The 20,549-nt window shown below is 45.0% G+C and carries 14 protein-coding genes; 6 read left to right on the forward strand and 8 right to left on the reverse strand.

The features are described from left to right. Positions 1-221 precede the first annotated feature (221 nt). Entirely contained in the window at positions 222-2,825 is a 2,604-nt protein-coding gene (locus JO154_RS15720) for a family 20 glycosylhydrolase (protein ID WP_291947186.1), read from the reverse strand. 214 nt (positions 2,826-3,039) lie between these two features. Between JO154_RS15720 and JO154_RS15725 the strand changes: the two genes are divergently transcribed. After that, a complete protein-coding gene (locus JO154_RS15725; RefSeq protein ID WP_291947188.1) occupies positions 3,040-4,620 on the forward strand; it encodes an FMN-binding glutamate synthase family protein in 1,581 nt (526 codons plus the stop codon). 17 nt (positions 4,621-4,637) lie between these two features. Here the strand turns inward: JO154_RS15725 and JO154_RS15730 are convergent, their stop codons facing one another. The 5 genes from JO154_RS15730 to JO154_RS15750 form a co-directional block, all read right to left on the reverse strand. Then, positions 4,638-5,411: an amidohydrolase family protein gene (locus JO154_RS15730; protein WP_291947190.1), complete on the reverse strand. Its 774-nt coding sequence runs from the start codon at positions 5,409-5,411 to the stop codon at positions 4,638-4,640. A gap of 214 nt (positions 5,412-5,625) precedes the next feature. Then, complete coding sequence (gene pgl, locus JO154_RS15735; protein ID WP_291947192.1) at positions 5,626-6,348, reverse strand: 6-phosphogluconolactonase; 723 nt, start codon at positions 6,346-6,348, stop codon at positions 5,626-5,628. 102 nt (positions 6,349-6,450) lie between these two features. Then, positions 6,451-7,956 (reverse strand): glucose-6-phosphate dehydrogenase, encoded by a 1,506-nt coding sequence (gene zwf / locus JO154_RS15740; protein WP_291947195.1) that lies wholly within the window; start codon positions 7,954-7,956, stop codon positions 6,451-6,453. A 26-nt stretch (positions 7,957-7,982) separates the two neighbouring features. Next, the gene (gene gndA, locus JO154_RS15745) at positions 7,983-9,398 is read right to left on the reverse strand and encodes an NADP-dependent phosphogluconate dehydrogenase (protein ID WP_291947197.1); all 1,416 of its coding nucleotides are present in this window, start codon (positions 9,396-9,398) and stop codon (positions 7,983-7,985) included. A gap of 550 nt (positions 9,399-9,948) precedes the next feature. Beyond that, positions 9,949-12,528, reverse strand: a complete 2,580-nt coding sequence (locus tag JO154_RS15750) for a phosphoenolpyruvate carboxylase (RefSeq protein ID WP_291947199.1) — start codon at positions 12,526-12,528, stop codon at positions 9,949-9,951. Positions 12,529-12,784: 256 nt separating this feature from the next. On the opposite strand from JO154_RS15750, the gene JO154_RS15755 reads away from it, so the two are divergent. The 3 genes from JO154_RS15755 (at position 12,785) to JO154_RS15765 (ending at position 15,455) form a co-directional block, all read left to right on the forward strand. Then, positions 12,785-13,357 carry a hypothetical protein gene (locus JO154_RS15755; RefSeq protein WP_291947201.1) on the forward strand — a complete coding sequence of 191 codons (573 nt, stop codon included), beginning with the start codon at positions 12,785-12,787 and terminating at the stop codon, positions 13,355-13,357. Between the two features lie 93 nt (positions 13,358-13,450). Next, the gene (locus tag JO154_RS15760) at positions 13,451-13,582 is read left to right on the forward strand and encodes a hypothetical protein (protein ID WP_291947203.1); all 132 of its coding nucleotides are present in this window, start codon (positions 13,451-13,453) and stop codon (positions 13,580-13,582) included. 37 nt (positions 13,583-13,619) lie between these two features. Next, positions 13,620-15,455, forward strand: a complete 1,836-nt coding sequence (locus JO154_RS15765) for an amidohydrolase (RefSeq protein WP_291947205.1) — start codon at positions 13,620-13,622, stop codon at positions 15,453-15,455. Positions 15,456-15,596: 141 nt separating this feature from the next. Here the strand turns inward: JO154_RS15765 and JO154_RS15770 are convergent, their stop codons facing one another. Beyond that, positions 15,597-16,472: an energy transducer TonB gene (locus JO154_RS15770; protein ID WP_291947208.1), complete on the reverse strand. Its 876-nt coding sequence runs from the start codon at positions 16,470-16,472 to the stop codon at positions 15,597-15,599. A gap of 777 nt (positions 16,473-17,249) precedes the next feature. Between JO154_RS15770 and JO154_RS15775 the strand changes: the two genes are divergently transcribed. Next, positions 17,250-18,080 carry a YitT family protein gene (locus tag JO154_RS15775; RefSeq protein WP_291947210.1) on the forward strand — a complete coding sequence of 277 codons (831 nt, stop codon included), beginning with the start codon at positions 17,250-17,252 and terminating at the stop codon, positions 18,078-18,080. A gap of 95 nt (positions 18,081-18,175) precedes the next feature. On the opposite strand, the gene JO154_RS15780 is transcribed toward JO154_RS15775, so the two are convergent. Next, the gene (locus tag JO154_RS15780; RefSeq protein ID WP_291947212.1) at positions 18,176-19,237 is read right to left on the reverse strand and encodes a glycoside hydrolase family 2 TIM barrel-domain containing protein; all 1,062 of its coding nucleotides are present in this window, start codon (positions 19,235-19,237) and stop codon (positions 18,176-18,178) included. Between the two features lie 163 nt (positions 19,238-19,400). Between JO154_RS15780 and JO154_RS15785 the strand changes: the two genes are divergently transcribed. Then, positions 19,401-20,525, forward strand: coding sequence for a DUF5009 domain-containing protein (locus JO154_RS15785; protein ID WP_291947214.1), 1,125 nt, complete (start codon positions 19,401-19,403; stop codon positions 20,523-20,525). The last annotated feature ends 24 nt before the right edge of the window (positions 20,526-20,549 follow it).

Raw genomic sequence — 20,549 nt, forward strand, 5'->3', positions numbered from 1 at the left:
TTTTTTTGCGTCAGCCACAGCCTGTTGAGCAGGGGCGACAAACCAGAAAGGGTTGCATTTATTTCCTTTCTGTCGGCCATTGGGCAGGGCGACAGGCTAGAAAAATTTACCCTTTTTTTGCGTCAGCCACAGCCTGATGACCAGGGGCGACAAACCAGAAAGGGTTGCATTTATTTCCTTTCTGTCGGCCATTGGGCAGGGCGACTGGTTGGAAAGATTTTTTAATCTCTATTGTTTCTCAATTGTTCTTGCGGCTGCGGAACCTTTACAGCAGTGGTTTTGCTGCCACGACCACGAGTATCGAATACTTTGAATTTCACTGTTTTACCCACCGCTTTAAATGGCGCAGTATAAACAGGGCTCTTCAGCGTAGGTTCTTCACCGTTAGTAGTGTAACGAATCACCATGCCGGGGAACTGCACATTGGCGCTTACTTCCCCTTCATCTACCTGTACGCCTGGCGTTGGAATGCGGTAGGCATAACCACCGTTGAGCTTGTCCAGACGCGGTAACTCGCGTTTACCTACAACATTTGTAAATACGCTCCAGGCCTGGTTATACAATGCATCTGCTTTTACAGGATCTTTTTCAGTAGCCCAATCAGGATCTTGTGCCCATGCTCTCTCAGCGAGGCCCAAGAGTTTAGGTAGAATCATGTATTCCATGCGCTCGGAGTTGGATACCGTTTCACTCCAGAGTAATCCCATGATACCGCGAATATTGGACTGTCCGAAGCCTGTCAGCCTGTCTTTGCCCATGAAGGTATTTGCGGTTACTGGATCGCCTTTACCATCTACTTTAGAATTCTTGTAATAGTCGAATGGAATGAAGTAGAAAGGTTTATCGATGTCTACAAATCCACCCCAATAGAACCCTGGTTCGTCAAAGGATTTCATGTAGGCCATATCAAAATAGAAATTGCTTACACCGGAAAGAATCACTTTATAACCAGCGTTAGCGAGTCGATAAGATAAATCTTCCTGACCACCACCAATTACGTTATTCCAAACATTTATCTGGAAATTATCGTTGGCGAAATCCGGGTTTGGAATGCCCACATTTTTGCCGTCAATAGTGGTTTTGCGCATACCTGCTTCTTCCCAACCAGCCAGATCTAAGCCTCTTGCCTTCAGCAAATTATGTACATTCCTATAGTAGTAATACCAGAGATCATCCACGCTTTTAATGGATTTATCTTTTTCCATCAAAGCCAGGCAGGCAGGTGATTGTTGGTATACGCCGTTAGGTACTTCGTCTCCTCCCATATGAATGGTGGATAGCGGCGCACCGGCTTCTTTATACATCGCCTGTATTTCCACTACTACTTTATCCAGGAACTTATACACAGAAGGTACAGCAACGTTCATCACGTTATCATTCCAGGCTTGTACAGAATGGTAAGTGGATTTATCTTTCAGATCAGAGAGCAAGTACTCTTCCGCTTCTTGCTGACGACCTTGTGCTGCAAGGCGCTCGTAACGTACTTCCATGGATTTCACCGCAGCACGGGCATGACCCGGACTCTCGATTTCAGGCATCACCTGGATATGTCTTTCTGTGGCATATTTCAGGAGTTCGATAAAATCATTGCGAGTGAAAAATCCACTACCGGCAGTATTGGTAGAATCTGGACCAGAGCCATATGATGGCGGCAACATGCTTTTAAAGTCAGGCGTATGGCCTCTTCTACCGCCTACTTGTGTCAGTTCTGGCAATCCAGGAATTTCCAGTCTCCAACCTTCATCATCGCTGAAGTGGAAGTGCAGGATATTCAATTTATACAATGCCATCACATCTATCAAACGAAGCAAATCTTGCTTGCTGTGGAAGTTGCGGGCAACATCGATCATAAATGCCCGATGCTTGAAACGTGGGTGATCGTTCACCTGCACGGCCGGAATGCTGATAGTCTTAGCGTTGCCGGCCCATGCTGCAGGTGATATGAGGGCTTTCAAGGACTGCACACCATAAAAAGCGCCTTCGTTATCAGAAGCGCTGATGCTAACACCTTGCGGCGTAACATCGAGTTTATAGGCATCCGGAGCCAGGGACTCATCCACCTTTAAATGAATAACCACTTTTCCTTTCGCACGTTTACCCATCAACGTTATCAATTCATTGTTGAGGAATTTGGCTGTATTGGCCAGACGAGGGTCTGCCTGTACTTCCGGGATCGCATCCAGGACGAGTTCGCCTGATGCGGTTTTGTAAGATGCCGGAGTGGGTAAAATTAAAGGCAACTGCGACAACGGAATGTCTTTCGCAGCAGCATTCTGTTTAAATATATTCGTTGGCGTTATAACCGCGCTTTTATCACCAGCAAAACGCATTAATTGTTTGGCGGATGTAGAAGGACGAATGCTGAAGTCAGAGATCGGATAACCTTTTGCCGGTTGTTGATTCCAAACTACGTATAGCCCTTTGGGTGCGTCGGTGAAGTTGATGGCCCAAGCCTCACTGCTGAAGTTTACCTTGAGGGAATCGCCAGGAGCAATGCCTTTAAAATCTGGACCAGGTACCACCCTGAACAGGTCGCCGTTTACGTGTTCGATGGTTACACCGTTGAGCTGTTGCCCAGGTTTCACCATTCGCACGAAGTTGAAGTATAACTGCCAATTTTTTGCCGGAAAGGGTTTGTTTCCGGTGTTGATAAACGTAAATGAAGAAAGGAATTGCGCCTTTCCTTCGTAGTTGTTTTCCACAACTTCCCAGCTAGATTTCAGGCGGGCTACGTCATAAGAGCTGTTATCCTGGGCTTGTAAATGCATGGAGGCTGCCATCAGTATGGGAGCTGCAACCAGTTTACTGAAATGCTTAAACATCATTTGTTGGATGAATTATGTAAGAACTTAAAATGGAATATTCTACAACATCTCTGGGTTCCTGCGGGATTTGTGTCAAATGGCATATAATATCTGGTTGATGACGTAATATATAGCGTTCTATGCAATTTTGCAAACCTTGCAAAAAATAATTTGCAACTTTTGCAAAGCAAATTGTGCTGCAAAAAAGTCTTAAATTCAACGAAATCTACATCCTATGGCTAAAAGATTCGTTGCTATTTCTGTTATAAGTTTATTCCTGATTATCGGGTTGGGATTTTTCTTTTCTTGGGTCTGGTGGTTATTAATCCTGGCCGTTCCGCTTATCGTGATGGGCATCAATGATATGACGCAGACCAAACATGCGATCATCCGCAATTTCCCCGTAGTGGGCAGGATGCGTTACTGGATGGAAGGTATGCGTCCGAAAATCCATCAGTACTTTGTTGAAAGTGATATAGACGGACGTCCGATCAATCGTATCGACCGGTCTACCGTTTATCAGCGCGCTAAAAGAGAACTGGACTCACAGCCTTTCGGTACCCAGTTCAATGTGTATGCAGAAGGTTACGAATGGATGGCCCATTCCATCCAGCCACAGGACTTTGAAAAAATGGATAAAGATCCAAGGGTAGTAATTGGTGGGAAAGACTGCCTGCAACCTTATTCTGCCAGTATTCTCAATGTGAGCGCCATGAGTTATGGTTCTCTGAGTTCCAATGCAGTAGAGGCATTGAATGGCGGCGCTAAACTAGGAAACTTCGCACATAATACCGGTGAGGGAGGTATCAGTGATTTTCACCTGAAGCAAGGAGGAGATATTATCTGGCAGATAGGTACCGGTTATTTCGGATGCCGAGATGAAAATGGTAATTTCTCTGATGAATTATTTGCAGAGAAAACGGCATTACCTCAAGTAAAGATGATAGAGTTGAAAATCTCTCAGGGCGCTAAACCGGGCCATGGTGGTATTCTTCCTGCCTCTAAAAATACGCCTGAAATTGCAGCTATCCGTCATGTGAAGCCAGGAACAACGGTCTTCTCTCCTCCTTACCATACGGCCTTCAACACGCCGAAAGAAATGATGTTATTTATTGGCAGGATGCGCCAGCTCAGCAAAGGCAAACCGGTAGGTTTTAAATTGTGTATAGGCCAGCCGGGCGAATTTTACGCCATTTGTAAAGCAATGATCGCCACAGATATTTACCCAGATTTCATTACAGTAGATGGTGGCGAAGGTGGTACCGGGGCTGCTCCTCCTGAGTTTTCGAATTCAGTGGGTATGCCAATGATGGATGGATTAGCGTTTGTACATGATACCCTAACGGGCTTCAATATACGTAGTAAAGTAAAACTCATTGTTTCCGGTAAGATCATGACGGGGTATCATATCCTGAGAGCTTTATCGCTGGGAGCGGATACCTGCAATAGTGCTCGTGCCATGATGATGGCCTTGGGATGTATACAGGCATTATTGTGTAATACCAATACCTGTCCTACTGGCGTGGCTACGCAGGACAAAGGGCTGATGAAAGGCTTGGTGGTAGCGGATAAGAAACAAAGGGTATCGAATTACCATAGAGATACCGTAGAAAGTGCGATAGAACTGGCTGCAGCGGCAGGATTACCGAGCATCCATAATGTTACACGCCGACATATGTACCGCAGGGTATTTATGAACCAAGTAAGAACATTTGAAGATATCTACCCTAGCATGGTTCCAGGTATATTATTGAATGGCAGCGCTTCAGAGGCGTTGCGTCAGCAACTGGAAACAGTTAGTATAGATCATTGGTAGACAGCCAGCACTCCGGCCTATCCAGCTACTGCTGTTTGGGCCGGTTTGTACAGTTTCAGTGCATTATCTCTGCAAATTCTATTAACCAAGTCTGAAGAGAAGTTTTTTACGATCAACTGTAAGTCGCTCAGAGAGAATGGCCGCGGTGCCCTCGTAGAAGGCAAATCCGTACCAAAAATCAGCGCAGAAGGATGGATGGCTACAATCTGTTTCATAGCCGGCACCACGTCAAAATCGCAGCGACTAAACCCTGTAGCTTTCACCACCGCCCCTTTTTCCACTAATGGCAGCAGGTATTTAAATCCTGCTTTGGATAATCCCAGGTGATCAATGACTACTTTAGGCAATTTGCGGAGTGTAGTAGACATACTAGGCAACTGGCGAGAATCGATATATAATTCCACATGCCATTTTACGAGGTCGTATACACGCAGGGCCAGGTTTTCCAGGTAACGGATACTTTCAGAACCGCCCCTTTGCACATTAAATCTTACCGCACGTACGCCAGCATCATTCAATGCTATAATTTCTTCATCGGTGGTAGTAGTAGGAATCTGGGTTACGCCAACGAAAGAAGGCCCCAGGTCTCGGAGAGCATCCAATAAGTATGACTGATCAAACCCCTGGAAGGAGCCTGATACCACCGCACCACCTATAATCTCCATTTCTGCTGTACTGTTTTTATAGTCGGCTACAGTAAAATCTGACGGCAGGAATCCCTGATTAGGTTGTAAGGGGTGCTGACGGTCAATGATATGCAAGTGTGCATCGAATATGGGCTTTTCAAACATATCTCATCGCTTATGACTTCTAAGCTAGCGAAATTTGATGAAAGTAGAAAGCAGAGGTAGCTGAAGTTTTTTTTATTTAAAACAAAGGCTTGCCGTCTGCGACGGCAAGCCTTTGTTTTTGTTTTTTCGTCGTCCCTGCCCGCAGGGCAGGGACGACAGCCAGAAGTTTTTTGGCCGCTTTATTCACGGACCAATGCGACAGGCAGAGATTTTTTTATTCCATGGCAGAGGTAGCTGCTTCATCCACAAACCAATGCAGTTCGCCATTTTCAGGGCGAATCATTTGAGATGGATATTTCTCTGCATCGAAAGTTCCTTGGATCACATTCTTTAAAGTAATTGCTTTTCCAGCGCCAGTAGCGAGGAAGAGTACACAGGCTGCTTTGTTTACAACAGGCGCAGTGAGGGTAATACGGTACATATCCTGTGCTGCCAGGAAGAACGCTTTTACCCAAGCTTTTTGCTCATGCACTACTGCAGTGCCGGGAAAGAGAGATAGCGTGTGACCATCGTCTCCCATACCTAACAACACTAAATCAAAAGTCACTTCTTCCTTTCCAAAATATTTATGCAGCAGTTTTTCATATGCAGCGGCAGATTCCTCTGGAGCCATATCCGTACGCATGATATGGATATGTTCTGGATTCACAGGTACTTTGTCTAGCAGCACTTCATAAGCCATGCGGGCATTATTACGATCATCCTCAAAAGGCACCGCCCTTTCATCGCCCCAGAAGAAATGGATTCTTTCCCATGGGATCATCTGATTATAAGGCGCTTTTGCCAGCAGGCCAAAGAGTTGTTTGGGGGTACTACCACCAGACATCACCAGGGTGAAACGCTCCTGGGTTTGGAGTACTTCCAGAATATAGTTGCTGATCCAGGCCGCCACATTCTCGCTCAGTTGGGCGGGATCTTTGGCAATATGCATTTCCATGAATGAAGAATTTTACGCGCTTAAACAAAGATGACTCAGAAAAAGGCTCCTAGCGCTTTTGGCGTGGTGTCCTTTTCCTGAGTCAATATTTTTGACCGAATATTATTTGGAAGGCAAGTTAATCCAACTGTGACCATCGCGGGCTACCAGCACATCTGCTTCATCCGGGCCCCATGAGTCAGGAGCATAGTTCGGGAAGTCTTGCGGAAGGCGACTTTCCCAAGTTTCCAGGATTGGCATGATTACTTTCCATGCAGCGTCTACTTGATCACCACGCATGAAGAGGGTAGCATCACCTTCCATCACATCGAGCAGCAGGGTTTCATATGCTTCAGGAGCATGTTCACCGTTGGCCGCATCGTAGTTGAAAGTCATATCCACTGGATCCAGGGTCATGGACTGGCCAGGACGTTTAGCCTGGAAGCGGATACGGATATCCATTTCTGGCTGAATGCTGATGGTCAGGCGGTTAGGGCGCCATGTCTGTGCAGCTTCAGAAGGGAATGAATAGTGAGGAGCTTCTTTAAACTGGATAACGATATTGGTTGCTTTCTGATGCATGTACTTACCAGTACGTACATAGAAAGGAACGCCCTGCCAACGCCAGTTGTCGATAAAGAACTTAACAGCGGCGTAGGTATCGATATTAGATTGTGGGTCCACTCCTTTTTCTTCGCGGTAACCAACTACCTGTTGTCCTTTCATCCAGCCGCTGGAGTATTGTCCGCGTACAGCATACTCATGTACTTTATCCGTGGTAATACGACGGATGGCATTGAGTACGTCTACTTTTTTATTACGGATTTCATTGGCATCGAAGGAAACAGGCGCTTCCATCGCTACCATGCAGAGGATCTGGAGGATATGGTTTTGCACCATATCGCGAAGGGCTCCGGCTCTTTCGTAGTAACCGCCACGACCTTCCAGGCCTACGCTTTCAGCGGCAGTGATCTGGATATAATCGATGAAGTTACGGTTCCATACTGGTTCGAACAGGGCATTCGCAAAGCGGAAAGCCAGGATGTTCTGTACAGTTTCTTTACCGAGGTAGTGGTCTATACGATAGATCTGTTCTTCCGTGAAACGGGAAGCCAGGAGTTGATTGAGTTCATGTGCACTTTGCAGATCGTGGCCGAATGGTTTTTCCACCACAATACGTGTACAATGCTTATCGCTACAGAGGTTGAGATCACCCAGTTTAGTAACGATATTAGGCACCAACTGCGGTGCTACTGCCAGATAGAAGACAACATTAGGGTGTACGCCCCATTCTTCTTCTTTGGCTTTTACCAGGTCTGTAATTTTATTGTAGTGGCTAGCATCTTCCGCATCCAATTGCAGATAGGATACGTGTTGGCTGAAATCCTGCCAGTGACCGTTCTCCTCACCTTTCCGACGAGAAAACTTGCTGATACCTTCGAGGAGGTGGTTGCGGTAATCATCGTCGGTGTAAGGGCTGCGGCCCAAGCCTGCAATAGCGAATTGCTCGGGCATCCAATCATCCAAAAACAGATTGTATAACGCAGGTGTAAGTTTCCGGTAGTTTAAATCGCCACTACCTCCGAAAATGAATAGTATGGAAGCAGGAGGGCGTTTATGGATCTGCATATGTTTAATTGTAGATGAGATTTAGTTTACTGATGCTGCCACTCTGTGTGGAAAGTGCCAGGCATATCAATACGCTGATAAGTATGAGCGCCGAAGTAGTCGCGCTGTGCCTGGATCAGGTTGGTCGCCATTCTTCCGGTGCGGAATGCATCGAAGTAAGAGAGGGCAGACATAAATCCAGCAACAGGGAAACCTGCGGTAGCGGCTTGTGCTACTACGCTGCGGGTGTTTGCTTCCACTGATTTAACGAGGTAGGCAACTCCTTTATCCAGCAGGATATTGGCGAGGTCAGCATCTTGTTGGTATGCTTGTGTGAATACTTCCAGCAGGGTAGAACGGATGATACATCCGCCACGCCATACTTTTACTACTTCTGGCAGTGGAATATCCATCTGGAGATCTTTCGAGGCTTCGTGCAGCATCGCCAGGCCCTGTGCATAGCTCAGGATGGTGGCGAAATACAGGGCATCATGTACTTGTTTGATCCACATTTCTGCGGTAGCATGAATACCAGCAGGTGCGCCGTAGATTTCTTCAGCAGCAACGCGTTGGTCTTTGTAAGCGGAGATGGTACGCATCGCAACCGCCGTATCGATGACTGGCACCGCTACTGGCAGTTCCATGGCATCTTGTGATGTCCATTTACCAGTACCTTTAGAACCAGCTTTATCAGAGATCATATCCACAAGTCTACCAGCGGTTTTATCGTCCTTTTGCAGGAAGATATCTGCGGTAATTTCTACGAGGAAAGACTGCAATGCGCCTTTGTTCCAACTATCGAATACTTCGTGCAACTGATCATTGTTGAGGCCTGCACCTTTCTGCAACAACGTATATGCTTCACTGATAAGTTGCATGATAGCATATTCGATACCGTTGTGCACCATTTTCACATAGTGACCAGCGCCTTCTTTACCGAGGTAAGCTACACAAGGAGTCTCTTTCACTTTGGCAGCAATCGCTTCCAGCATAGGTTTCACCTTAGCATAAGCGTCCTGATCTCCACCAGGCATAATGCTAGGACCTGTACGGGCGCCTTGTTCCCCACCGGAAACACCTATACCCATGAAATGAATATTTTTTTCACGGAGATATTTAACGCGGCGCAGGGTGTCTGTATAGTGGGAGTTACCACCATCGATTACCACATCTCCTGGCTCCAGCAATGGGAGCAGAGAAGCGATAACATCATCAACGGGTTGTCCTGCGGGCACCAGCATCATTAACTTGCGGGGGCGCTCCAGCAGTTGTACCATAGTTGCCAGGTCGGCTACTCCTTTAACGGTAGTACCGGCTGTGGCAGCGGATTCCAGTGCGCCTGTCTTGGTGGCGTCTTTATCAAAGCCGATAACGGAAAAGCCATGATCAGCCATGTTGAGCAACAGGTTCCGACCCATTACTCCCAGACCAATCATTCCAAAATCATATAAGCTGTTTGCCATAATGAAGAATAGTTACTATAAATGGAGTTGTAAAAGTAGTTGTTTTTCGTGCTTGCCACAGTTTTTTTTCTGCGCCCAAGTGGATGAATACTGATTTTATGCCCGATGATCCCTAATAGCTTCCCGATGTGTAAAATCTTTGAATACTGCACTATATAAAGCAGTAAAGGAGTTTGCTGATAATAGTGACCCATTTTTTCATAACATCTCACAAGATGAATTAGTTATATGTAATTTCTCTGTAATAAAATTTTTACAATTTTAAAACAGTGTTCACATGTTCTAATTCATGCTGTAAGCGAAAAAAGAAAGGCTATTATCAACAAACTCCTCTTCTAAACAAACAATCTATACTATATTTCAATCTATAGATATCAACCTGCGGTAGCAACCGGGCGAAGCCCGGAACCCCGCAAGTTGACATCTTCGATGTCAACTTTATTGTCCAACAATGGAAATTATCGTTGTCTGATATTTAAATCGACATCTTCGATGTCGATTTGCGAGGTTCCGCCCTTTCGGGCGGTGGCGCTGCGCTGGCTATCTGCAATTAGGCACTGTTACGACCGGCATTAATAATACCGAAGCTGCATCGCATCACCAGTTTCTCCCATACTTCCCTACCCTGGCCATTGCCTACGTGACTATCTAGTTCGCGGATTTGTGTCAGCGCAAACTGTTGAATAGTCAATAGTGGCAATACGATTCTTTCCCGCATCTGGATGGACAATTGGTCGATCGGACTTCCTGCCATCAGTTCAGATTCGCCGGTGAGCATCAGGAGATATTTGCGTGTCAGCTCATATTCATTATAAATCATATTCCATACTTCTCCATACTGCGGATGATTGGCCAGATAAGCCGTCAGCGGGAAATAGCTCTTCTTCATGGCCATTTCACAGTTGTCGAGCAGGGTGCGGAAGAACAAGGAATGTTTATAAAGGTGTTGTACTGCCTCCCATTTTCCTTGTTGGTCCAACTGCTGTAACGCGCTGCCCACGCCGTAATAGCCGGGTACATTCTGCTTCAGTTGACTCCAAGCGCCCACATAAGGTACTGCACGGAGGTCGTTTAGATTTAGCTTCGCAGACGCGTTTCGCTTGCTGGGGCGACTCCCAATATTAGCTTCCGCATAATACCGGAGCGGGCTGGCATGGTCCAAGTACTCCAAGAAGAATGGATGATTCTTTAGCTTGTTGTAAGACGTGTAGCCCGCGTCTGCCAATGACTGCATCACATGCTCTTCCTCCCTGGTCAGCGTTACTTCCCTGGAAGAAAACAGTTCATTGGATATACCGGCATGCACCAATTGTTCCATGTTAAACTGTGCGGCATCGACTGTTCCAAAATTGGAGCTAATCGTTTGCCCCTGGATGGTTTGCTGGATTTCTTTATTAGCAATGTTACGGCCCATACTGGCGTAGAACTGGTGCGTTTTACCACCACCACGCGCTGGAGGACCACCACGGCCATCAAAGAAGACCACATTAATACCGTATTTCTCAGAAACCGCTGTCAGTTCCTCTTTGGCTTTGTATATACTCCAGTTGGCCATCAGGTAGCCACCATCTTTGGTACCATCGGAGAAGCCCAGCATGATCGTTTGCTTGCTATTTCTGCGTTGCAGGTGCTGCATGTACTCCGGGTTCTCGTAGAGGTTGGCCATCACACGTCCTGCATGACGTAAATCGTCGATGGTTTCAAAAAGCGGTACGATATCCACAGACATCTCCTCTTTTTTCCAGCCACTGAGCAGGAACAGTCCATATACCTCCATCACGCTGAGCGCGCTGGTACTGTGACTGATAATATAGCGATTACAACCCTCTTCCCCATTCGCCTTTTGGATTTTCTTAATATCGGCAATGGTTTCCAGCGTGTCTTTGAAGAGGGGTTTTTCCAGCAGATCGACATTCATCTCCCGGGAAATATTTAATAACGCCTGTATTTTCTCCGCTTCTTTCATTTCTGCGTACTGCTTTGGTAGCACATCCGACACGGCCGCGATGTTATCCAGCAACGCTTCATGAACAGAGCTGTCCTGGCGGATATCCAGTGTGGCAAAGTACAAACCGAAGATCTGCACTTTACTGATGAGGTTATCCACAAGGTGCACGAACAGGCCGTTATGTTCTTCTATAATCGTTTTACGTATAGTCGCCAACGTTTCCAACATTTCCTGTTGGGAGATATCAAATACATGTCCTGGTTGGAAGAGATTGCGCGACAATTTGGCTTCCAGTGCGGCTACTACGTTTTCCACATTTTTGAAGGTGAGTCGGCGGCGCAGTGTTCTCACTTCGCGGAAATAGCATTTCATAATGCTATTGCGTAGTGCTGCGGCCACTTCCACGGTAGTGGGCGCGTTTACAAACGGGTTCCCGTCGCGGTCGCCGCCTGGCCAGAAGCCCATACGGAGGACCTTTGAGCTGTCTGTCACCACACCTGGGAGTTGTCCTTTCAGGAATGACATAATTCTTCCGCCGGCTTGGTAGAAGATATTCTCCAGGAACCAGACTAGGCTGATCGCCTCATCATAGGGGGTTGGTTTTTCCTTTTTAAAGAAAGGCGTTTTACCCAGTTGTTGGAGGTACATGTTCACCTGGGCCGTATTATCCTCAATGAGGGCTTTGGCCAGGTCGTTAATAATTCCCAGTACTTCGCCGGGATAAAACTGGGTGGGATGGGCTGTGAGCACTAATCTTACAGAGAAGTCCTTCAGTTTTTCCTTTAGTTTATCCTGTGCTTGCTCCTGTACAACTTCTGATTGCAGGTGTCGGAGGGTACCGGCGCCTTGCATGTCACGAATATGGCGGAAAGCAGCATCTTCCAGGGCATCGAATAATACGACCTGTCTTTCTGCGTATTGAACAAACCGGAACAGCAGATCTATTTTTTGCTGTTCATCCTTGTAATTGGTGTATTGATCGAAGAAAGAGTCCATTATTTCATGTGGACTCCCGCCCTTCGCATAGCCTTCTTCGCAGTGGAGGAGGAAGAGGGAGAGAAAAATTCCCGTCTTCTCTACGCGATGGAAAGGCAGCGAGGTGAAGAGGCTGTTATAAAGCTGAAACTTTGTCCCAACCAGATTCTTAAACTGTTGCAGCGAATTATTAACCGGAGCTTCCATAACTATGATTTTCCTATGTTTGGACCAAGATGCGTAACTAAGCGGGCGTTAAATTAATAATTATTTTGTTTAGTTGTTTATATACCAAACCCATTATTTATTAATTATTTTTTTACAGATATCTAAAATGTTTGAAATTTATCTAAAATAGATATATAAATATAAGCCGAATAGCCTCCTCTCCTTCAGAACAATTTTATAGCCAATCTGTTATACAATTTTTTAACCCGAAATATTTAAAATTTTTAAATCTGTCATGCATGTATCCCCTCAAATGATCAACCTATTTTCCAAGATTCAGCCTTTGTCGGAGGAGTTTATCCATGACTTGTCCATGGCATTGGAGTCGATACATATTCCTAGAAAAACACAGTGGGTATCTTATGGAGAAATTTGCAGGTATGCCTTATTTCTGGAAGAAGGGTTGTTGTATAGTAGTTATGAAGAAACGAAATACACGGCTACAACTTGGTTCATGAAAGAAAATGAGTTTGTTATTTCTGTGGAGAGTTACCTACGGCAGAAGCCCTCGAAGGAAACCATTACTGCTATTGAAGATTGTGTAGCGGTGGGATTGAAATATGAAAACATGAAGCGGCTAATCCAGGACCATCCTTGTTTTCATAACATTTATACGACCCTGATAGAGCATTATTATATGCTGAGTGAAGAGCGGGCATTCAATTTACGCAAGCGGGAAGCGACCGACAGATATAGGTTTCTGCTGGAATATCATGGTGAAATCGTACGGCGGGTACCGTTACACTTGATTGCATCTTATTTGTGCATTAATATGGAAACATTAAGCAGGATCAGGAGAAAAATTTGACATAAGTCAAGGTTTAATTGCGCCATCCGCATTTTCTTTGCATTTTTAACATCAGGAATCCTATCTATATATTAGACAAAGAAATTAACTCCAATGAAGTATACTATCCTATTCAGCAGCCTTGTTGCGCTGTTGGTAACCGGGTGCGTACCGCACCAGTCCTCTTCCATAGCGGATAAAGCCTCCGCATTGCTCCTACAAAGGTTTGCTACTGTCGGCTTTTAATAACCATTTTCTGAAGCACTCATTTAAAATACATCTTATGAAAAAAAACCTTTTACATGTATTCTGCCTGTTATCGGCATTTTTACTGTGTTTACCTACCATAGCACAGGTAAAAACTATTATGGTATACCGATCACGTCCTACCCCGCAAGGTGCCAAAACACACTACATTCTGACGATGAGAGGTACGAATGAAAAAGATCCTGATAATTATGTGGAATCGATGGTGGTAGACGAAGGAAAAATTAAATATGTTGGAAGTAACGAAGGTGCAATGGCATTTATAAAAGCCCAAAAGTATCCTAGCGGTGTACACTTCATCAGTACTTATGTAAATCCAGGAACGATCCTCATGCCAGGCTTCATTGACCCACATGCGCATATTGCACAGCAAACCAGTGCCTATGGCATGATAGACCTTTCCCCGAAACCATATGGAGATATCAATACCATGAAGAAATTATATGATACCATGTATCTCTCTGTAAAAGGGGTAAAGGATCCAACAGCCTTGATAGTAGGTAATAATTATGATGATGCCCGCCTGCAACCCATGAAGCATCCAAGAAGGGAAGATTTGGATCTTATCTCAGGAAAGCATCCCATGTACCTGATCCATACGTCCGGTCATATGGGAGTAGCCAACACGGCTATGATGAATTTATTAGGATTTATGAAGCCTGATACTACCGTAGAAGGGGGTACGATTGTACGGGAACATGGAAAACCCACCGGCTTGTTGACAGAAAATGCCAATATTGCGGCTTTGGGATATATATTTAGTCACGCTCCCATTAGTAAAGATACTGCCATAGCAAGGATGCTAAGAGCAGAAAAACTCTGGTTTGCAAACGGATTGACGACTGTCTGCGAAGGCCGCTGTGATCCGCAATCATTGGAATTGATACACCAGTTAAATGATAAAGGCGCACTGACAGCAGATTTCATTGTACTCCCTGATTTTGACTCCAACAAAGATAATCTCGCGAAATGGCAACCATATTATAACAATTACGACGCTGGTTACCATCACTTCAAAATCGGTGGCGTTAAATTCACCTTTGATGGATCTCCACAAGGGAGAGATGCATGGCTAGTTAAACCATACACCCATCCTCCAACTTGGGAATCAGCGGACTTCAACGGCGATCCCATCTATCCAGACACCACAAAATTGAAAGAATACGTAGGAAAGGTATTTGATATGGGTATGAGCGTGAATATACATTGCAACGGAGACTCTGCTATTGAAGAAGGATTGAATGTAATTGAAAGTGTAATAGGTCGTTACAAAGCGCCGTTACCGAATGTAATCATACATACCCAAATGTGTACATCTAACCAGATACAACGACTCAAAAAAGATGCTGCCTTCCTGATGCCTAGTTTTTTCCCTACACATACCTATATCTGGGGAGCATGGCATCGGGATGTCACAATAGGACCAGATCGTGCAAGGCGTATCAGTCCATGTAAAGAAGCATTAGACAATAACATTGTTTTCACTATTCATACAGACGCTCCCGTTACACCGCCGGATATGCTCACAGCAGCGTATAGTGCAGTGAATCGCACTACGTTGATGGACCCTACTCCCACCGTTCTTGGCCCGGAGCAACGCCTCGATGGATACAATGCTTTAAAAGCTATGACCATTAATGCAGCCATCCAATGGGGTGAACAAAGTACCAAAGGAACATTTGAGAAAGACAAAAGGGCAGATATGATATTGGTTTCAGGCGATCCGTTGAAGATACAACCAGGCGTGACTACGATATTACAGACTTACAAAGATGGCAAGCTGGTGTATTCTAAGAAAGCAGCCAATAATAGTATGGCAAAGACAGTAGGGATGAATGAAACAAGGCATTAATTCATGTCCTCATTATAACCATTAAAAAGCCCGCCGCTCCAACAGTCTGCAAACTGCATCGGAGCGGCGGTTGATTTTAGTAGATGCAACAGGCTTCTGGCGGAAGGAGAGTTACATGGAGATTTTTGCTACAGATGATCATCAATTATCCAGTTGAAATTTAACAGGGATGGTAAAGTACACTGGTACGTTACGTCCTCCCTGACGGCCAGGTTTCCATTTAGGCATCCCTTTTATCACACGCATGGCTTCTTCTTCTAATCCACCTCCTTTACGGGCACCAAGTACTTTCACATCTCCGATACTTCCGTCAGGACTCACTACAAATTGCACTGGAACTGTTCCATAGATACCATTCTCTCTTGCTGCATCTGGATAACGCATATTCCTCTGCAAGTATCTGCCCAATGCATCCAAGCCACCAGGGAATTCCGGCATTATCTCCACAGTGATAAAAGGCTCGTCTCTTGCAGGAGGGACTTCCAGCTTCACAACACCAGATCCTCCATTACCAGCCAATTCAGGAGGAATATCAGCACCACCTTCTACACCAACTTCATTTTTCACACCGATGTTATTATGCCTTAGTTCTTCCTGTGGAGGTATTTCATCTGGCGCCTGATCATCAGGTGCGATTTTGGGTGCAACAAACTTGGATGTAGGCGCGGCTGGTGGCGGTGTTTGTGCTACTGGCGGCGGCGGTGGCGGCGTATTACGCGGCTGTTCTATTATTGGATCAATCGGCGCAATAGGCTTGTACACAAAGGGTTTTGTATCACCTTTATCTGCTGCCCAAGAGTTGTTTACTACATAACCACCTACGAGTAATAATGCAATGGATGCGGTGCACAAAATAGCATTGCGTACACGTTTATCATACCTACTCCTCAATTCATAAGCACCATAATCCTTGTTCCTTCCGGTGAAGAGAATATCGAGAAATTCATCTCCTCTGATTTTAGTTGTGTTCATGGCGAATGGCTTTTCTACTAGATGACGCAGAAAATAATTTTCCATAAAAGTTTCTTAAAATTTTTTTGAGCACTTGGAAAGTATAGCGCATAAAGAAGTCCCGGCCTTAGACCGGGACTTGCTGGCACTGGGGCACCTTACCTGAAAACAGGTGGTTCCTTAAGTTATTAGGCTTTCCGAAAAACGTATATACATAGACGTTAGTTTCACTGTTAGCAGTAATATTTTGATGTAACCTTCTTAAGCGAATAATTGACAAACAGTTCCAGAGGCGACTACCAGCAAACCCCACCAGTATGTTCGCGGCAATGCCTCGTAGAACCGTGTCTGATACTTATTAAATGGAAAAAAATTTTGTAACTTATATGCCGGGTAGCTACGGGGAGATATGATACTGAGAAATTTACCACCAATAAATTTGCAGCATACCGTCCCCGCGTACTACACAGGCATTCTATTTACAGCTTACAGAACGCATAAACTTTTCCTTCAGCAGTTACAGCAACAACTGTAAATAACTGCGGATGGATAACGGGAACAGGTATATTGATTGGAGAGAAGCGCTTTTATACGCTTGCCACTTGTCAGGTTGTGCTGTTTCATAGTGTATACTTTTACACATTAAGTTTTAACTGGCACAGCTCCTTGCTGGTGGCTCAAGATGCAGTGAGATGTATTAGTCTATCGAATTGGTAGACAAATATACATCCGCTTTTAATAATTCCAAACAGATCTTCGATTTTTTTAAAAAATAATTTCCTGGTAACAAATCCAAGGCAGTAATACTTTACGGGTTGCTTTAAAATGCTATAATTTTGCAGCATGAAAGAACATGTGAAAAATCTCCTGCTCATCATTTTAGGTGCTTTCATCTTTTCTGTGGGCATTAACTATCTGGCCATCCCCAATAAGCTCTCTGAAGGCGGTGTGATTGGTCTTACTATCGTTACCTATTACTATTTTGGCTGGTCGCCGGGCATAACGAACATGATCGCCAACCTCATACTCTTTGTAGTCGGATATAAAGTGCTGGACAAAAGGACTATGGCCTACACGGTGCTGGGCGTTATCTTTTGTTCCCTGTTCCTGTATCTTACCGAACACCCGCTGATACCTATTACCCAGAATACCTTACTGGCAGCCATCTTTGCCGGACTACTGGTGGGTATCGGGATTGGCCTTGTATTCCTTTCCGGTGGCACTACCGGCGGTTCCGCCATCTTAGCGCGGTTGGTCAATAAATTCACTGGGATGTCTTTGGGGAATTCCATGCTGATTTTTGACATTTTCGTTATTCTAATATCCTCCTTCATTATAGGCATTGAGAAAACCATGTATACCTTTATTGCAGTGTACATTGGGGCTAGAACAGTGGATTTCATTGTGGATGGTCTGAATACCAAACGTGCTATCACTATCATCTCCCAACAGCCGGAAAAGATTGCAGATCGCATTACTAGTGAGCTGAAAAGAGGTTGCACTGTACTGCATGGCCATGGCGCCTATACGAAAGCGCCTAAAGAGGTGCTATATGTGGTGATCGGGAAGCAGGAGTTAATGCGACTGAAATCACTCGTACAGGAAACCGATGCAGAGGCTTTCTTGGTGATTCATGAAGTGCATGAGGTGTTGGGAAGAGGATTTTCCATGTAATATTATTGCTGCAACAAAAAAGCCCGATAGCTGCGCTATCGGGCTTTTTTGTTGTGGTTAATTCCACACCTGGCGCGGAATTAACCACAACAACTTTATGGTTTTACACCGTTTACTTCTTTAATCAGTCGCACTTCTGCGCTATCATACGGTAAACCGTTTTTATGTAAGATATCATGGAACCATACTTTTGGATCCTCACCACTTGGAATAGGGTCGTTCCAGGCATATTTAGTATTCGTCTTCCCATCCACTAATCCCCAACTGATAGCACTTACCTTTTCTTCCTTCAACATGGGGAGGATATTCTCAAATCTACTGCCATGCGTACGCGCCATATATTCCGTACAGATCAACGGACGGCCAAATTTACGCAGGGAATCAATGGCTTTTTGATGCGTGCGCTCATCCTGGTAGTTATGATAGGTGATGATATCTGATTTCTCTAGTTGGATTTTATTCAGATTGGCCAGTGCAGGCATCCAGACGCCGGAAGTTAACGGTTGATCCGGATTTACCTGTCGCCCCCATTGGAAAACATCTGTCAGCAAGACAGCGCTGGAATCTCCATAACCGCTATTTCCTGGCTCATTATACAGATCCCACATAATGATGCGTTTATCATTTTTAAAGGTTTGTAGCACATCTTTTACGTAGGCTTGGAGGGTATCAATGAGATGTGGGCTATGATAAATCGCAGATCCGGGGTCCCTCACCCAGCCGGAATTATGAATACCAGGCCTAGGAGCGGGCTGTGGACCGCTTTGGGGATAATCATTCCAGCAATCATCAAAAAAGACGAAAATAGTACCTATCCGATGACGATTAGCGATGGCCAGGTAAGTATCCATCCGTTTTTTGAATCCGGAGGCATCCTCCACCCATGGGAGATGATGTAGGTAGACACGTACTGCATTGAAGCCGAGGCCGGACGCATAGTCCAGTTCCCGGTCAATTCCTGCAGAGTCAAAAGTTGCTGCCTGCCACATTTCCAATTGATTAACAGCGGAACTGGGGATAAAATCCACCCCGCTCATCCAACCTTTGGCGGCATACCAGTCGTTGGCCTTTTTCAATGTCCAAATCGATCGTTCCCTTGTACAGGCACTAATCAGCAGCAAAAACAAGCATGTAAAGAGGAGAAGAGTTTTCTGCATAACGTAGCGTTTTTAGTTGGCCATGGTGGCATCTCTCTAAAAATAATCAAATAGAAAGTTCGTTGTATGTCCTTTTTTCGGGCAGTCATTTGTTTTTTGGAAGATTGCTTTCTATATTTAATACGTCTCACATTCCTTACTATCTTATCAACCAAACTGGTCTATGACACAGACAACCCAACGATTCCTGCCACTGGATGTTTTCCGGGGACTTACCATTTGTTTTATGATCATTGTCAATACCGGCGGTACGGGCGGCGTATATGCACCCCTGGAACATGCTGCCTGGCACGGGTTTACGCCCACGGACCTGGTTTTCCCTTCTTTTCTTTTTGCCGTTGGTAATGCCATGAGTTTCAGTATGAAGAAGTTTTCCACGCTATCGCAGGCCGTGGTATTGGGAAAAATATTCAAACGTACTGCCATCATATTTCTATTGGGGTTCTTGATGTATTGGTTTCCATTTTTCCATCACACCACTGATGGCAGTGGGCTCAGCTTCACCTCATTTTCGTATACCCGTGTATTTGGGGTATTGCAACGGATAGCCTTATGTTACTGTTTCGCCTCCTTGCTGATTTATTATTTCAACAGCAAGGTGGTATGGAGCATCAGTGCCTTGCTCCTATTGGGTTATTGGGCCGTACTTTGGTTTTGTGGCACGCCGGGAGAGCAATACACCTTGCAAGGCAATGCCGGCTTGGCGCTGGACCGCTGGTTATTAGGAGATCTCCACCTTTATCATGGAGAAGGCGTTGCCTTTGATCCAGAAGGATTATTGAGCACCTTCCCCGCCATTGTAAATGTAGTAGCAGGATATTATGCAGGAATGTATATTCAGAGAGACGGCAAGTCCTCGAAAGGCATAGCCACACTGATCCTGGCGGGGATCTGTTGTATTATAGTAGCCCTCTTATGGAATACTGTTTTTCCTATCAACAAGAAACTCTGGACCAGCTCATATGTATTCCTGACAGTTGGTATTGATTTGCTGATCATTGCCTTTTTGATATACCTCATAGACATCTTACACATTACTTTTGGGACGGGATTTTTTACTGTTTTTGGCAAAAATCCCCTGTTTTTATACCTTTTGTCGGAAATCCTGGCGATCCTGTTGTACTTTTTCTTAGTGAATAACGGCAGCGCCTATACGTGGGTAAATGGTTTCTTTCAGTCGATTTCTCCCGGTAAATTCGGTTCGCTGTTATTCTCCCTTAGTTTTATGCTGCTGTGTTGGCTGGTAGGTTTTATACTGGATAGAAAGCGGATCTATGTCCGAGTGTAAGCAGTAATTGTTACATTAGTAGCA

This window comes from Chitinophaga sp. (genome assembly GCF_019236475.1).
Lineage (GTDB): Bacteria > Bacteroidota > Bacteroidia > Chitinophagales > Chitinophagaceae > Chitinophaga.

What these genes read in the sequence shown, in the direction of transcription:
- JO154_RS15720 (WP_291947186.1), bottom strand. Translation starts at nt 2,825, where the DNA reads ATGATGTTTAAGCATTTCAGTAAACTGGTTGCAGCTCCCATACTGATG.
- JO154_RS15725 (WP_291947188.1), top strand. Translation starts at nt 3,040, where the DNA reads ATGGCTAAAAGATTCGTTGCTATTTCTGTTATAAGTTTATTCCTGATT.
- JO154_RS15730 (WP_291947190.1), bottom strand. Translation starts at nt 5,411, where the DNA reads ATGTTTGAAAAGCCCATATTCGATGCACACTTGCATATCATTGACCGT.
- pgl (WP_291947192.1), bottom strand. Translation starts at nt 6,348, where the DNA reads ATGGAAATGCATATTGCCAAAGATCCCGCCCAACTGAGCGAGAATGTG.
- zwf (WP_291947195.1), bottom strand. Translation starts at nt 7,956, where the DNA reads ATGCAGATCCATAAACGCCCTCCTGCTTCCATACTATTCATTTTCGGA.
- gndA (WP_291947197.1), bottom strand. Translation starts at nt 9,398, where the DNA reads ATGGCAAACAGCTTATATGATTTTGGAATGATTGGTCTGGGAGTAATG.
- JO154_RS15750 (WP_291947199.1), bottom strand. Translation starts at nt 12,528, where the DNA reads ATGGAAGCTCCGGTTAATAATTCGCTGCAACAGTTTAAGAATCTGGTT.
- JO154_RS15755 (WP_291947201.1), top strand. Translation starts at nt 12,785, where the DNA reads ATGCATGTATCCCCTCAAATGATCAACCTATTTTCCAAGATTCAGCCT.
- JO154_RS15760 (WP_291947203.1), top strand. Translation starts at nt 13,451, where the DNA reads ATGAAGTATACTATCCTATTCAGCAGCCTTGTTGCGCTGTTGGTAACC.
- JO154_RS15765 (WP_291947205.1), top strand. Translation starts at nt 13,620, where the DNA reads ATGAAAAAAAACCTTTTACATGTATTCTGCCTGTTATCGGCATTTTTA.
- JO154_RS15770 (WP_291947208.1), bottom strand. Translation starts at nt 16,472, where the DNA reads ATGGAAAATTATTTTCTGCGTCATCTAGTAGAAAAGCCATTCGCCATG.
- JO154_RS15775 (WP_291947210.1), top strand. Translation starts at nt 17,250, where the DNA reads ATGAAAGAACATGTGAAAAATCTCCTGCTCATCATTTTAGGTGCTTTC.
- JO154_RS15780 (WP_291947212.1), bottom strand. Translation starts at nt 19,237, where the DNA reads ATGCAGAAAACTCTTCTCCTCTTTACATGCTTGTTTTTGCTGCTGATT.
- JO154_RS15785 (WP_291947214.1), top strand. Translation starts at nt 19,401, where the DNA reads ATGACACAGACAACCCAACGATTCCTGCCACTGGATGTTTTCCGGGGA.